At 48.1% G+C, this 14,603-nt stretch carries 12 protein-coding genes; 8 read left to right on the top strand and 4 right to left on the bottom strand.

Annotation, left to right across the window (positions count from 1 at the left end):
- Positions 1 to 199: 199 nt before the first annotated feature.
- Positions 200 to 1,147 carry a MerR family transcriptional regulator gene (locus MKY73_RS01265; RefSeq protein WP_339305287.1) on the bottom strand — a complete coding sequence of 316 codons (948 nt, stop codon included), beginning with the start codon at positions 1,145 to 1,147 and terminating at the stop codon, positions 200 to 202.
- 251 nt (positions 1,148 to 1,398) lie between these two features.
- Between MKY73_RS01265 and MKY73_RS01260 the strand changes: the two genes are divergently transcribed.
- From MKY73_RS01260 to MKY73_RS01225, 8 genes are all read left to right on the top strand, one after another.
- Entirely contained in the window at positions 1,399 to 2,874 is a 1,476-nt protein-coding gene (locus tag MKY73_RS01260; RefSeq protein ID WP_339305286.1) for a phospholipase D family protein, read from the top strand.
- Between the two features lie 128 nt (positions 2,875 to 3,002).
- Positions 3,003 to 3,626, top strand: coding sequence for a TetR/AcrR family transcriptional regulator (locus MKY73_RS01255; RefSeq protein ID WP_339305284.1), 624 nt, complete (start codon positions 3,003 to 3,005; stop codon positions 3,624 to 3,626).
- Positions 3,623 to 3,964, top strand: a complete 342-nt coding sequence (locus MKY73_RS01250) for a multidrug efflux SMR transporter (protein WP_017691902.1) — start codon at positions 3,623 to 3,625, stop codon at positions 3,962 to 3,964. Before MKY73_RS01255 ends, MKY73_RS01250 begins: the two co-directional genes overlap by 4 nt.
- Complete coding sequence (locus MKY73_RS01245) at positions 3,964 to 4,278, top strand: multidrug efflux SMR transporter (RefSeq protein ID WP_062836933.1); 315 nt, start codon at positions 3,964 to 3,966, stop codon at positions 4,276 to 4,278. The genes MKY73_RS01250 and MKY73_RS01245 overlap by 1 nt, the downstream gene beginning before the upstream one ends.
- 336 nt (positions 4,279 to 4,614) lie before the next feature.
- Positions 4,615 to 4,749 carry a hypothetical protein gene (locus MKY73_RS01240; protein ID WP_339238245.1) on the top strand — a complete coding sequence of 45 codons (135 nt, stop codon included), beginning with the start codon at positions 4,615 to 4,617 and terminating at the stop codon, positions 4,747 to 4,749.
- A 212-nt stretch (positions 4,750 to 4,961) separates the two neighbouring features.
- Entirely contained in the window at positions 4,962 to 5,909 is a 948-nt protein-coding gene (locus MKY73_RS01235) for a TetR/AcrR family transcriptional regulator (protein ID WP_339257713.1), read from the top strand.
- Positions 5,910 to 5,942: 33 nt separating this feature from the next.
- Positions 5,943 to 9,197 carry an efflux RND transporter permease subunit gene (locus tag MKY73_RS01230; protein WP_339305283.1) on the top strand — a complete coding sequence of 1,085 codons (3,255 nt, stop codon included), beginning with the start codon at positions 5,943 to 5,945 and terminating at the stop codon, positions 9,195 to 9,197.
- A gap of 339 nt (positions 9,198 to 9,536) precedes the next feature.
- Positions 9,537 to 11,213 (top strand): PucR family transcriptional regulator ligand-binding domain-containing protein, encoded by a 1,677-nt coding sequence (locus MKY73_RS01225; protein WP_339305281.1) that lies wholly within the window; start codon positions 9,537 to 9,539, stop codon positions 11,211 to 11,213.
- 6 nt (positions 11,214 to 11,219) lie between these two features.
- Here MKY73_RS01225 and MKY73_RS01220 read toward each other — a convergent pair whose 3' ends face one another.
- Genes MKY73_RS01220 through preA form a run of 3 tightly spaced genes read right to left on the bottom strand, consistent with a single transcriptional unit; the run spans position 11,220 to position 14,193 of the window.
- Positions 11,220 to 11,456 (bottom strand): hypothetical protein, encoded by a 237-nt coding sequence (locus MKY73_RS01220; RefSeq protein ID WP_278297894.1) that lies wholly within the window; start codon positions 11,454 to 11,456, stop codon positions 11,220 to 11,222.
- Entirely contained in the window at positions 11,456 to 12,901 is a 1,446-nt protein-coding gene (gene hydA / locus MKY73_RS01215; protein ID WP_339305279.1) for a dihydropyrimidinase, read from the bottom strand. The genes MKY73_RS01220 and hydA overlap by 1 nt, the downstream gene beginning before the upstream one ends.
- On the bottom strand, positions 12,898 to 14,193 hold the full coding sequence (preA, locus tag MKY73_RS01210) for an NAD-dependent dihydropyrimidine dehydrogenase subunit PreA (RefSeq protein WP_339305277.1): 1,296 nt from the start codon (positions 14,191 to 14,193) through the stop codon (positions 12,898 to 12,900). The genes hydA and preA overlap by 4 nt, the downstream gene beginning before the upstream one ends.
- Between the last annotated feature and the right edge of the window lie 410 nt (positions 14,194 to 14,603).

Here is a 14,603-nt window from a genome sequence, read left to right as displayed (position 1 = left end):
AAGAACACTTTAAGCGGTAACCAGCAAAAACATTATACAAATATAATACAAATATTATACGACCTTGTAAACCAAAAAATGACCCATCGGTCAAATTACCAAGACACTCCATCCAAAAACGCAAAAAACATCCTTTGATCACTTTCGTCAAAGGATGTCCTGTATACCCTAGCTTATTCATTGTCATTTAAGATCATACTTAATTATTTGCCTGTCCAAACCTCGCACCAGGCGGTTGCTCTGTGAGATACTCACGTTCTATCCATGACTGCCAATCTGCTGAATCCTCTGGCATGATCCATTGCGGGTAACGAGCATGTTCTGCACGCTCATAGCCTTTCCCACCAAGTACGAAGCGAATATGTGGAAATTCATTTTTAATCCGCTCTATAAGTTGATCGCACCGTTCAAGCAGCCCCGGACTTGTGATCGAAAGGCAGACCAACTTGATCTTTTGCTCCCGGATAATCGGGAAAATGCCTTCTTCAGGCGTGTTCGCACCGAGATACAGTACTTCGGCTCCATTTTTACGCATAAAGAGAGAGAACAGCAGCAACCCAACCTGATGATGCTCCCCTTCTGGACACAACGCCAGAACTTTGGGCAGATGCGGATAGATCGGGAACAGATGGAAAAACTGATAAAACCGCTGTGAAATCAGCTGAGTCATGAAGTGTTCCTGAGCCACCGAAGCCCTGCCTTGCTCCCATGCATCTCCAACCCGAACCAGTATGGGAACCAGCACATGATAGAACATCGAATCGTACCCGTACATGGTGAAACCAAAATCAATCAAACCATTGGCACGTTCACCCTGAAAGTTGTAGAGCGAGTCATAGATCTGATCTGCCATACGTTCGTATGCTTCTTCCATTGAAGGCACCGGAGCCATGATGGGAATAGGCGCAGCTGCCTCGGGTGGGTTTAATTTGTTTACTTTCAACATCCGTACCGCTTCCGAGATATTAGTCTGATGCAGCTCTACCTGTTCTTTCAACCAGCGCAGATCCTCAACATTCTCTTCGGTATACATTCGATAACCCGATTCCGTCCGCTCAGGGGTGACCGCACTATACCGATTCTCCCAAGCCCGGAGCGTTACCGTCGGGATACCGAGCATGGCTGCGACTTGTTTGATGGAATACACCTTATTACCCACTTTCTTTCCTAATGTCCAGATTTCACAGGTTATATCCTTGGTTCCCCGTCCTTGTCAGGCATATGAAAACCCTAACATTCTACAAAAATAATACACTCATTATACACAACGCTCAGACACCTGTCGATTACATCCTGCCAATTTGCTATATGTACTATAATTCTACCGGGTTATCCTGCGTCAACGTTATCATTCGTGTGGTAATAGAAGTCAGCACGTACAGAAGGGGGAGTCCACCGTTGGTCTCATTACGCCGCCATACATCCGACCGCAAGTCTTCACGCGGCAAATTTCCATACATACGAACAGGGATCGCCCTATTGGTCCTATGGCTCATCGCCGTCATGCTCTATCAGACCTATAAACCATTGCCACCGGGGATTTCCTACGAAAGCCCGGAGTATCATGTGGATCAAGTCGAATTCCTGCATGACCTGACCTATCCTTCCTCCGACGGACAGATGCAGCATGAACAGCAGATCTTTCAGCGCATGATGCAGATTGTGGAGGAAGCAGAACAGTTTGTCCTGGTCGATATGTTCCTGTTCAATAATTATCAACACAAGGGACAGAACTTTCCTCCCGTAAGTACTGAATTTACCGAAGCTCTGGTCGCCAAAAAAAATCAGCATCCTGATATGGACATCTGGTTTATTACAGATGAAGTAAATACCAACTACAACTCAGCACCGAATCCGTTGCTGGAACAAATGAAACAAGCAGGCATTCATGTGGTCATTACGGATGTGGACCCTTTGCGTGATTCAACTCCGGTATACTCTGCGGTCTGGCGAACCTTCTTCCAGTGGTTTGGCCAATCGGGGGATGGCTGGATCAAGAACCTGATGGCCACAGATGGTCCGGATGTCACTGTGCGTTCCTATCTCAAGCTGCTCAATGTGAAGGCGAACCACCGCAAAGTTGTTGTTAGTGAAAAGACGGCGATTGTCTCTTCCGGCAATATCCATGATGCGAGTGCTTACCACTCGAACATTGCATTTGAAGTAACAGGTCCAGTCATAGGGGATATTCTACAATCAGAGCAAGCTGTACTTGATATCTCGGGCGGTGGTCAGGTTCCTGCCTACACAGCTCCTTCCACGAATACAAACACGGGAGATTTGCGAATACGCTATTTAACTGAGGGCAAAGTGAATGACGCTGTTCTCCATGAAATCAATCAGGCTGGCAAAGGTGATACCATATGGATGGGCATGTTCTATGTGGCCTCTCCGAAAGTATTGAAAGCCCTGTTGGAAGCCGAAAAACGAGGAACCGACATCCGGCTTGTACTTGATCCTAATGAGAATGCCTTTGGTCAGGAAAAAATCGGCATTCCAAATCGGCCTGTCGCCGCCGAATTGCATGATAAATCCAACGGTAAAATACAGATCCGCTGGTATAACACGACCAAGGAGCAGTACCACACCAAGATGATATACATTGCCAAGGCAAGCGGAGATCATATCGTGCTTGGCGGTTCAACCAACTTCACACCCCGAAATATGAATGACTACAATCTGGAGAATGATCTATGGGTTGCTGCACCTCCAGACAATAAGTTCACGCGCGATATTGCGAATTATTTTGAGCGTATCTGGAATAATGATGATGCCGAGTTCACGTTGGACCTGGATGAGTTTCAGGAGAAGACCACGTTCTTGAAAGGTATCCTTTATAAGTTACAGCTGATTCTGGGTCTTACGACCTTTTAGACAAGAACCACATCCATTCATACCTGATATCCGCCTGTACTCTCGTGTGCAGGCGGATATTTTCATCTTGACAGGTAATATGAAGTGTGAAAATATAATTACCTAACGACCGTTAGGAAGGTGATCTGATGACTGCACAATCCATTCGGGATGCAGCCCTGTTCCATTTTGCCAGAGATGGCTATGAGGGGGCTTCACTACGAGCTATAGCTGATGAAGTCGGGATTAAAAAACCGTCCATATATGCACATTTCAGCTGCAAGGATGATTTGTTTTTGCACACCCTGGCGTTTGCTTTTCACGAAGTAACACGGCACACACTCGAATATTTCCGTGATCATGAGGATCTGCCATTGGAGCAGAGGCTGAAGGGTTTGCTGATCTGGTTCGAACAAGAATATAATGCCCATGCTTCGGCTCGATTAATGTTGCGTAATTGTTTTTATCCACCACTTTCTCTTTATAGCGAAGTGATGGATCAAGTGTATCCGTTTATCGACGGCATGGAACGCGCACTAACTCGTCTGCTGCAACGGGCAATGCGTCATGGAGATATTCCGGCCATTCCCGCGGAACAGGCTGCCATTGCATTCATGACGTTTCTCGACGGTATTACCGTAGAGATCATCTATGGAAGTTCCCGTCGGTATAAGAGACGATTAGAGGCATCTTGGCCTGTCTTTTGGCATGGTATTCATCATCTGAACGAAGAGGCACAACACGTTGTGCCGGAAGGAGATTCAACATCATGAACCGCAACTGGTTATATGTATTTATCGGTGGAATTATTGAGATTGTCTGGGTAAGCGGGCTGAAACATGCCTCGAATGCCTGGGAGTGGACTTTGACGGGAATTGCCATCGTGATCAGCTTTGGACTGATCATTGCTGCTTCCAAAAGACTGCCTGTCGGTACGGTGTACGCCGTCTTTACGGGAATTGGTACAGCAGGTACCGTCCTTACGGAAATGGTCCTGTTCGGCGAACCGTTCCGCTTGGCCAAAGTATTGCTCATTGGATTGTTGCTCTGCGGCGTAATCGGACTGAAACTGGTTACGGATCAGCAAGAAGCCAAAGGAGGTGCAGTATAATGGCTTGGATGGCAATTGTAGGTGCAGGCATATGTGAAATTTTTGGCGTGATCGGTATTAATGGTGCTTCTACTCGCAAAGGCTGGCCTTATATCGTACTGATGCTGGTATCGTTTGTGTTTAGCTTCTCGCTGTTATCTTACGCCATGACGTCCATTCCCATGGGCACAGCGTATGCGGTCTGGACCGGGATCGGGACGGTAGGCAGCACGTTAACAGGCATGTTCCTGTTCGGTGAACGAAAAGAAGCGAAGCGCATCCTGTTTATTGCAATGATTTTGGTGGCCGCTGTTGGTTTGAAACTGATCACGTAACGGAACAACTGAATTACACTTTATAACTCCGATTGCAGTATTACTTTCCTATCGCTGTTATCCCCAGATATCTTTGACTTCCTTTGAAAAGAGATAAATCCGGTGATAGCATATGCTTCCGGAGTAGCTTTCTTACAGAAAGCTTTTAGGGGAACACTCCGTTTCTTCAAGTTGGTTCTGCAATCTCCGTTATCGTGTACTTCTTAGCTTCCATTAGGTTATCTATTAAATTCTGTAAAATAAAAAAGGCGACTTCGATCAGGAAGTCGTCTTTTTTGGGATATGATATAAATAGGGAACCTCCCTATACACTGCTACGTAAGAAAGGAGGGTGTAATGTTGAAAAAATTATTGGCACGCTTTGGCTCTTATACTGGGTATGCCCTGCTGATCGGCATGGCTATCTTCTATCTCATCGCGCTAGTCGCCATTATTATACTCGCCTTGTACGCCTTCACTGGAGGAGCCTAACTTAAACGTTCTTGATAGCAACACTCAATCGTACATACAGGCTACACCTTGTTACATGTTGTTCTTTTTCCCTTTGATCATCCTCTTTCCTCCATATTAATTTTCCAATTTACTCCCATTTGAATTCCTTTAACCAGATCGTTTATACTTGGTTTGACCTTAAAGTCAATTCAAGAACTCACAAGTTCCCTGATGAGGTGAATGTATCGTTAATGAACCCTATACATGAGATGAATGAGAAGAAAAAACTCATCATTACTACAGCACTCAAGCTATTTTCATCCAAAGGCAGTGCTGCAACATCCATGCAAGAGATTGCTGAACTATGCGGGATGTCCAAAGGCAGCCTTTATATCATGTTCAAATCCAAAGAGGAACTGGAAGCCAGTACGCTGGAGTACTGCATGTACACGCTGATGGACGAGATGACGCAGATTGAGCATGAAACCAGCCTCTCCCCGCGAGAACGCCTGCACAAGCAGATTGAAACTCTGCTCATTCATGTCGCCGAATTCAAGGAATTTTTGCGGGTACAATTGCGAAGCATGATGATGGATGATGAACAGCAACGCAAGGAACAGTGCCATCCACAGCAAAGAGATCTGGAGATCCGTACCTTACATTGGTTCAAGGATAAGCTGGAAGAGCAGTATGGACCGGAGATTGAACCATATACAATTGATCTTATTTTGTTGACACACGGACTGTTCCTCTCCTACGTCAAAATCTGGTTTACAGAGATGCCTTCTCTCACCGTTACCAAAATGGCAACAAACTTGCTGCAAATGATGGATTATGCCGCACATGGATTCCTTAACCAACGACCTGAGCCTTTGATTCCGTTGGAGGAATGGCCTGCCTGGATTACCGAGGCCCATCCAGATTCAACGGTGATGCGACATCCTATCCATATCATCAAACAAATGCAGGATGTCGCCGCCTCCGATTTGCCCGCAGGGCAACCGAAGAATGATGTACTTGAAACCATTGCCATTCTCAGACAGGAGATGATGGAATTCACGCCGCGACGCGCCATTATTCTGGGCATGATGCACAATCTGGAGAACGTAACTGCCATTCAACCCTTGCATTCCGAGCTTCAGCATATTTTGGATGCCATGTATAGCCGGTTCATCCCTGCTGACTCGTCACACACATAAACAGGAGAAACAGAGAGGAGAAGAAACCATCGTATGAAAGGTATTATTAATTTTTCACTGAACAACAAGTTTGCGATCTGGATTCTGACAATCATCATCTCATTCGCAGGTTTGTACAGCGGATTGACGATGAAGCAAGAGACCATTCCGAACATCAACGTACCGTTTCTGAATGTCACTGCCATTGATCCGGGGGCTGCACCGGAGGGAATTGTTGAAGATGTCACGAAGCCGCTGGAAGTAAAGCTGCGGAATGTTGATGGCGTTAAGACGGTTACCTCCACGTCCATGGAGAATGCAGCATCTATCACACTCGAATTCGATTATGGAACAGATTTGACCAATGCAACGGCAACCGTCCGTGAGGCACTGAATGAAGTACAACTGCCTGACAGCGTACAGAAGCCGACCATTTCCAAGTTCAGCATTAACTCGTTCCCTGTTGTATCTCTAAGCCTGTCCGACAAGGACGGTGGTGACCTGGAACAATTGACACGACTGGTTGAATCGGATATTCAGCCTGCACTCGAAGACATTGAAGGTGTAGCTCAGGTTCAGGTGTCAGGTCAATATGTAAAAGAAGTTCAATTGAAGTTCGATCAAGCCAAAATGGCCGAGCTTGGCCTAACGGAAGACACGGTAAACGGCATCGTTCAAGGTTCGTCCATTCGTGTGCCCCTGGGACTGTTCGAACTTGATAAATCCCAGAAAGCCGTTGTCGTAGATGGCAACATCGTCGACATCGATGATCTGAAAAACCTTGCCATTCCAGTCGTACCCGGCGGTGCCGGCGCTTCTGCAGGCAATGGCTCAAGCGCAGCTCCACAAGGCTCTGGAGCACCAACAGGTGAAGGCTCCGCGGCTGGTGATGCAGCTCAAGGTACAGCTCCTGGCTCTGCACAAGGAACAGACCCTGCCGCAGGCCAAGCTGCTGGCGGTAACGCCAGTGTAGGTAGTCCTTCAGGCGCTGCCAATGCTCCTGGTATTCCAACTGTAAAGCTAAGTGAAATTGCCAAGATCGAAGTCATCGGTCAAGCGGAATCCATTTCCCGGACAGACGGCAAGGAATCCATCGGTATTTCCGTTGTAAAATCCAACGATGCCAACACGGTTGATGTCGTGAATGCAGTCAAAGACAAAGCGGAAGAATTGCAGAAGCAGTTCAAAAACGCAGACCTGACTGTACTTCTCGACCAAGGTAAACCGATCCAGGACTCGGTGAACACGATGCTGGGCAAAGCTGTTTTCGGTGCTTTGTTTGCCATCCTGATCATCTTGCTGTTCCTGCGTAATATTCGTTCAACCATTATCTCCATTATCTCGATCCCGCTCTCCTTGCTCATGGCATTGACTGCGCTCAATATCATGGATATTACCTTGAACATGATGACACTGGGTGCCATGACAGTTGCCATCGGACGGGTTGTCGATGACTCCATCGTTGTTATCGAGAACATCTACCGCAGATTAACACTCAAAGGAGAGAGACTGAAAGGCCGTGAACTGGTCCGCGAAGCAACGCGCGAGATGTTCATTCCCATTCTTTCTTCCACGATCGTAACGATTGCGGTATTCCTGCCACTGGCATTGGTAAGCGGTATGGTTGGTGAGCTATTCCTGCCATTTGCATTGACCATGGTATTTGCCTTGCTGGCCTCCCTGATCGTTGCCATTACCATCGTGCCGATGCTTGCGCATTCCCTGTTCCGTAAAGGGCTGAAGAACAAGCAGAATCACGAAGAAAAACCAGGCAAAATGGCGGAAGGTTACAAACGCCTGCTGAACTGGACCCTGTCACACAAACTCATTACGGTCAGTATTGCAGTGATCCTGCTGGTCGGCAGTTTGTTCCTGTATCCATTCATCGGTGCAAGCTTCTTGCCGGAACAACAGGATAAATATGTGACGATTACGTACAACCCGCAAACCGGAGCTTTGCGTGAAGATGTAGAAAAAGAAGCACTTGTTGCCGAGAAGTGGTTGCTGAAACAACCGGGTCTGGAGAAAATGCAATATTCCATCGGTGGAAGCAATCCACTGAGCAGTATGGGTGGCGGCAGCTCCAACTCGGCTCTCTTCTATATTGAATATAACAAAGATACAAAAGACTTCACCAAAGTGAAGGAACAGCTTGTCGAAGGATTGAAGAAAGAAGTTACCGTAGGAACCTGGAATGAGCTCGACATGTCCGGCGGTCTGGGTGGCAGTGGCCTGAGCCTATCCATCTATGGCGATAATGTAGAGCAGCTCAAACCTGTATCGGACGAAATTCTGAAACTGGTTGAAGCGGATACGGAAAATTTTGAAAAAGCAGACACCACACTCGCTGACACCTACGGGCAATATACGCTCGTGGCAGATCAGGAGAAACTAAGTTCCTTGGGCCTGACTGCTGGCCAACTGGCCATGGCATTGAGCCCGGTACGGGAACGCCCTGTGCTCACGGAAGTTGATATTGATAACAAAACGTATAAAGTATATGTAGAGACAGACGATAAAACATTTAACAGCATTCAAGAGATTGAGGATGAAACCGTCACTTCACCGCTTGGCATCCAAGTACCGATCAAAGATGTTGCCAAAGTGGAAGAAGGCACCTCCCCGAACTCCATCATGCAAATTGATGGTAAGGTGGTTGTACAAGTGACAGCCAACATCCTGGCTTCGGATGTAACGAAGGCTTCAAATAGCTTACAGGCTGAGATCGACAAGTTGGATCTGCCTGACGGCGTTGAAGTGAAGTTCGGCGGTACAACCGAACAGATTAATGATACCTTTACTCAGCTTGGTCTCGCCATGTTGGCAGCCATCGCCATTGTATACTTCGTGCTTGTTGTAACGTTCGGCGGCGGTTTGGCACCATTCGCCATCCTGTTCTCCCTGCCATTTACGGTGATTGGTATTATGGTAGGTCTGTTCATCGCTGGGGGTACACTTGACGTCTCCGCCATGATGGGTGGACTGATGCTTATCGGGATCGTGGTCACCAACGCCATCGTGTTGATCGACCGTGTTATTCACAAGGAAAAAGAGGGTATGCCTACCCGTGAAGCCTTGCTGGAAGCCGGTGCAACACGTCTGCGTCCAATTCTGATGACCGCTCTCGCAACCATCGGCGCCCTGTTGCCATTGGTTACAGGTCTCGAAGAAAGTGCGGGGATCATCTCGAAAGGACTCGGAATTACCGTAATCGGCGGTCTGATCAGCTCCACGCTGCTTACGCTGGTTATCGTACCGATTGTGTATGAGTTCCTGATGAAATTCAAAAAGAAAAGAATCGAAGATTAAGAAATAGTTGATCGTGCTCATGTAGCGGTTCGAGTACAACTTAGATACAGACTATACGTTCTAACCTCTTGCCCCTTAGCGCATATTGGAATGATTGAATTCCGATGTAATGCTAAGGGGTTTTTTATGATGTAAATGTACAGGAGATATAAACTGACATAGAAATAATTCATTTTAATCAAAATTACAAAAAGAAGAGACCCATTTGTCATTTAAAACAAATGAACGTGAGATTTCAGCCCATCTCCTGTAAATCGACTTATAATATGGATTAATTATGCAAGTTAACGGATTCCAGCTCCAGATAGATCACATGTATTGGGGAAGGACGGTGGTTGTGTGGGGGAGACAACGCTTCATATTCAAGTCAGAGACATGTTAAAACGTCCCGTGTTTCGCAAGGCAGAGGTTCTGGCCAGTGATCGTGCGCTGGAGCGGTATGTTCGCTGGGTTCATATTATGGAAGTGCCTGAGGTAGGAGACTTGCTCAATGGCGGGGAATTGGTGCTGACGACAGGCATTGGCTGGCAGGAAGGTGAACAGCAAGGTCTGTCTTTCCTGCGTCAGTTAATTGCACGTGGGGCTGCCGGACTCTGCATGGAACTGGGGGATCACACCAAGTCACAGCTCGGTGCCATGAAGGAAATTGCAGTCGCAGCGGATTTCCCGTTGATCTGGTTCCACGAACAAGTCCGTTATATTGATATTACACAAGACCTGCATTTCACCCTGATTCGCAGTCATCAGCGGATGATCGCCGAACTCGATAATCTCACCACCTCGTTTAACCAACTTCTTCTGAATGGAGATGGCGTACAACCCTTACTTCGATTACTATCACGAACAACCGGATGTGCCGTGGCGTTATACCCACTTGAAGGGGAAGCAAGTAGCGTTCCCTATTGCTCGCCAGAGCAGCTGGAGACTCGGCGGCAGGATTGGTTTTTGCAGCGAGGACGATCGGATCAAGTAGATATTTCGAAGGAAGCCCCACTAACCAGGAACACTTGCCATCTATTCTATCTGCCTGTTCAGGCGTTGGACTACACCTTTGCCGACCTTGTGCTGATGCACCAAAAACTGCCGGAGCACGATTTAAATATACCCATTAATCCCTCGGATGAATTCGTCATTCAGGCACTGGAACGTTGTGCGGCAGCGATTGCCCAAGACTGGATGCGAACCAAATACATGGAAGAGAAACGTCGCTACAAAGAAGATATGTGGGTCATTGACTGGCTTAACGGACATCACTCCACGAAGGAAATCCATGAATATGTCTCCACGGTCAATCCCCTTCTTGCAACGAGCAAAGCGAACATCATCCTATTCGACAGCAACCCCGCATACACAGACAGTCTCAGACTCCAGAAGATATTAATCCAACGCAACATCGTCGCCCGTTCCGTGTTCGCCCGGGAGAACTTCACCCTCTACAGCACCGTTCTGAACCACCAGATCATTCTTATCATTCTCGACCCACTACCTGGATCTCAGCGCAAAAGCAGTCTCTGGCGCTGCATTGAACAATTGCAGCAGCACGAGCAGGAACAGACCCATCGTCTCTTCTCAGGTCTGTTCGCTATCGGTCATAGCTGCGCGAATCTCTCCCGTCTAAAGGAAAGCCTGGAATCCGCAAAAGAGACACTGCGGATTCAGAAGGACATCGGCGAGATGCAGCAGCCCTTTTACAGTAATCTTCATTGTTATCGCATCATTGCCAACATGAAGCAGAGCGGTAATCTGGAAGATTTCATTGAAGAATATCTGGGTCCTCTTATCCGTTACGATATGGAGAAAGGAGGCCAATTACTGCGCACACTCAAGCAATATTTCGTATTATGCTGCTCCAAGCAAGAGACGGCTACCGCTCTTTATATTGTCAGACAGACACTCTATCACCGTTTGGACAAAATCGAAGCGCTTCTGGGCGAAGATTTTATCCTCCCCGAGAAACGAGTTGCGATCGAGCTCGCGATCTATGCTTATGAGTATGTTCATGGCCCCTTAGGTTGATCTGTTCTAAGCAATCCCAGCTCCCCGCTGCTCCTGAAGCTGGCGAATCAGGATATGACTGAACCATTTCCGTCCAGACGCCGTGCCCACGTATTGCTCTTGTTTCTCTTCCGGAAGATTCGGGTGCTCCCATATGATATGAGCACCCTCCAGATGTTCCCGTACCGCATAGATCCGATACCCCTGCGCAACCATTCGCTCAATGGCAATCCTCTCAGTCTCAAAAACATCATGATCCGACATCAGTTCATCCCTCCATTCACTGCCGCTACAGGCTGTTTCATCGGTATGGGTGCACCTGCATCATATTTATTGCGCTTCACATACTGGCCTGCTCCTGCTGTTCCGGCATATTGCCGATCTCGAATGACATATTCCCCGCGGCACAACACCGTCACCGGACACCCCTGTACCTGCATGCCTTCAAATGCACTGTAATCGACATTCATATGATGTGTATTTGCCGAGATCACCCTGTTTACAGAGGGGTCAAAAATAACGATATCCGCATCTGTCCCTACTGCAAGCGTGCCTTTCTGCGGAAATAATCCAAATAACTTGCTCGCTCTTGTCGAGCATAGATCGACCCATTGATTGAGTGTAATCCGCCCCTTGACGACACCTTCCGAATACAGAATGCTGAGGCGATCTTCGATGACAGGCCCCCCGTTCGGAATTTTGCTGAAATCATCCTTGCCCAGGTCCTTCTGCCCTTTGAAGTTAAACGAGCAATGATCGGAGCCAATGGTTTGCAGTTGGCCACTTTTCAGCGCGTTCCATAACACTTCCTGATGTGCTGCTTCCCGCAGCGGTGGTGACCAGACATACTTTGCACCCTCAAAGTCCGGTTGATCCATGATCGACTGATCCAGCGTCAAATACTGAGGACAGGTCTCCCCCCAGATTCGGTAACCCAATTCACGCATACGCGCGATCTGCTCCACGGCCTCCGCACAGGTCACATGCACCACATACAGCTGTGAATCCGCAAGTGCAGCCAACCGGGCGGCTCGGCCTGTCGCTTCTCCCTCCAGCATGGATGGACGAGTCAGCGCATGATGAATTGGCTCCGTGCGCCCTTCGGCGAGTGCTTGTCGAACCAGCAGGTCAATAACATCCCCGTTCTCGGCATGCACCATGACGAGTGCGCCGTACTCTTTTGCCTTTTGCAACGTCTGGAAGAGAATTCCGTCGTCGGCCTGGAACTGGTTTTTGTACGCCATGAACACCTTGAAGGATGACACACCCTCTTCTTCAATGATCTGCGGTAACTCCCCCAACACCTGATCATTCATCTCCCCGATCATGAGATGGAAACCGTAGTCAATGGCGGCTTTACCCTCGGCTTTGGCATGCCATTCCTGGAGGGATTCGATCAATGGACGGCCTTTTTGTGTCAAGCAGAAATCAATGATCGTCGTTGTACCGCCAAAGGCTGCCGCTGTTGTTCCCGTCGCAAAATCATCCGCCGTTACTGTTCCACCGAATGGCATATCCAGATGTGTATGCGGGTCAATACCGCCCGGAATAACGTAACAGCCTGAAGCGTCCACAACTTCCATATGTTCATCCGGGGTAAGCCCGATGCCAATCTGTGTGATTTTCCCCTTTTCGATCAAAATATCTGCTTCAAAGGTATCTGACGCTGTGACCAACACACCATTACGAATCAATTTGCGGGTACTCATGATATCGCCTCCTTGGTTGATTGATCTCTGACCGATTGCAGCATGGCAATCGCCGACTGACGTTCATTCCAGGTTACTGTTTCCTGCTCTGGCACAAGTTCTACCATCTCAATCGCCCCATCCACCGGGCACACGATCGAACACAGATTACAGCCTACACAATCCTCCTCCACCACTTCCAGATAGGAACCGGATGGGTCGGTCAACATATCAATACACTGGTGCGAAGTGTCCTCACAAGCAATATGGCATTTGTTGCAATTAATGCAGACATCGCGGTTGATGCGAGCAACGACTTTGTAGTTCAGATCGAGATTGCCCCAATCCGAGTAACGCGGAACCGTCTGGCCTACCAACTCCGCTACACTGCTCAGACCCTTCTCATCCAGATAGTCATTCAGTCCATCAATCATGTCCTCCACAATGCGGAATCCATGATGCATCGCTGCGGTACATACCTGCACCCCTGTAGCGCCCATGAGCAGAAACTCTGCGGTATCCCGCCAGTCGGATATGCCACCAATCCCCGAGATTGGCACACCCACCTCCGGATTACGTGCGCACTCGGCAACCATGTTCAGTGCGATGGGCTTCACGGCTGGGCCACAGTATCCACCATGAGCTCCTTTGCCGCCCACATGCGGTACGGTATTCCACGTATCCAGATCCACACCTGCCAGGGAGTTAATCGTATTGATCAGGGAGATTGCATCTGCGCCGCCGCGGACAGCTGCCTTGGCGGTTGCCGTAATATCCGTGATATTCGGCGTGAGCTTCACAATCACCGGTGTGGTCGCTACTTCCTTCACCCACATCGTCTGTAGTTCGACCAGGTCAGGTTGCTGACCAGAGGCGGCTCCCATACCACGTTCAGCCATGCCATGCGGGCAGCCAAAGTTCAGTTCCAGACCGTCGACGCCGACGGCTTCCACCTTCTTTACAATCTCATGCCACTTCTCCCGCGTAGGTTCCACCATCAGTGAAGCGACAACTGCGCGATCCGGGAAGCGTTTCTTGGTCTCGGCAATCTCCCTCAGATTCACTTCCAGCGGACGATCGGATATCAATTCAATATTGTTGAACCCCGCCACCCGTTGTCCGCCAAAATGGACCGCCGCGAAACGCGAGGATGTATTGATAATCGGCTCACCCAGTGTCTTCCACACCGCGCCGCCCCAGCCCGCTTCGAACGCACGCTGAACCTGATACCCCGTATTGGTCGGTGGTGCAGAAGCCAACCAGAATGGATTGGGTGATCGAATACCTGCCAGATTAATGGATAAGTCAGCCATAACGATCCCTCCTTGGTGTTTGACCTTATTAGTTACACTGAACACTCCGATGACAGAACAACCTTCCGATCGCTGTTATTCCCAGATTTTTTTGATTCCTTTTCTAAAGGGAAGATCCGGGAATAAAGGCGAGCACTTCGTTTCTTCAGGTCCTTTCTGTCCTCTCCGTTTCGTGTAAATGTTTAGTTCAATGTATACCGTTGTAATGGATATTTGGTCGTGCTCAGGATCTCTGCATAGTAATAGATTCTAGATAGCACGCAACTAAATTCTAACGAACTATACAGCTCTTATTCGACTCATATGCAGCAATTTCAAAATCTAACGAATCGTAGAAATCTTATAGTGCTGTAACAGCTCATTTCTGCTTCATTTCAACGATTTTTTGTCAACATAAGACGTGTGAGATT

Source organism: Paenibacillus sp. FSL R5-0519, from assembly GCF_037974275.1.
Taxonomy (GTDB): Bacteria; Bacillota; Bacilli; order Paenibacillales; family Paenibacillaceae; genus Paenibacillus.
Note: the sequence above shows the minus strand (reverse complement) of the source record. Positions and strands in the feature narration are given on the sequence as shown.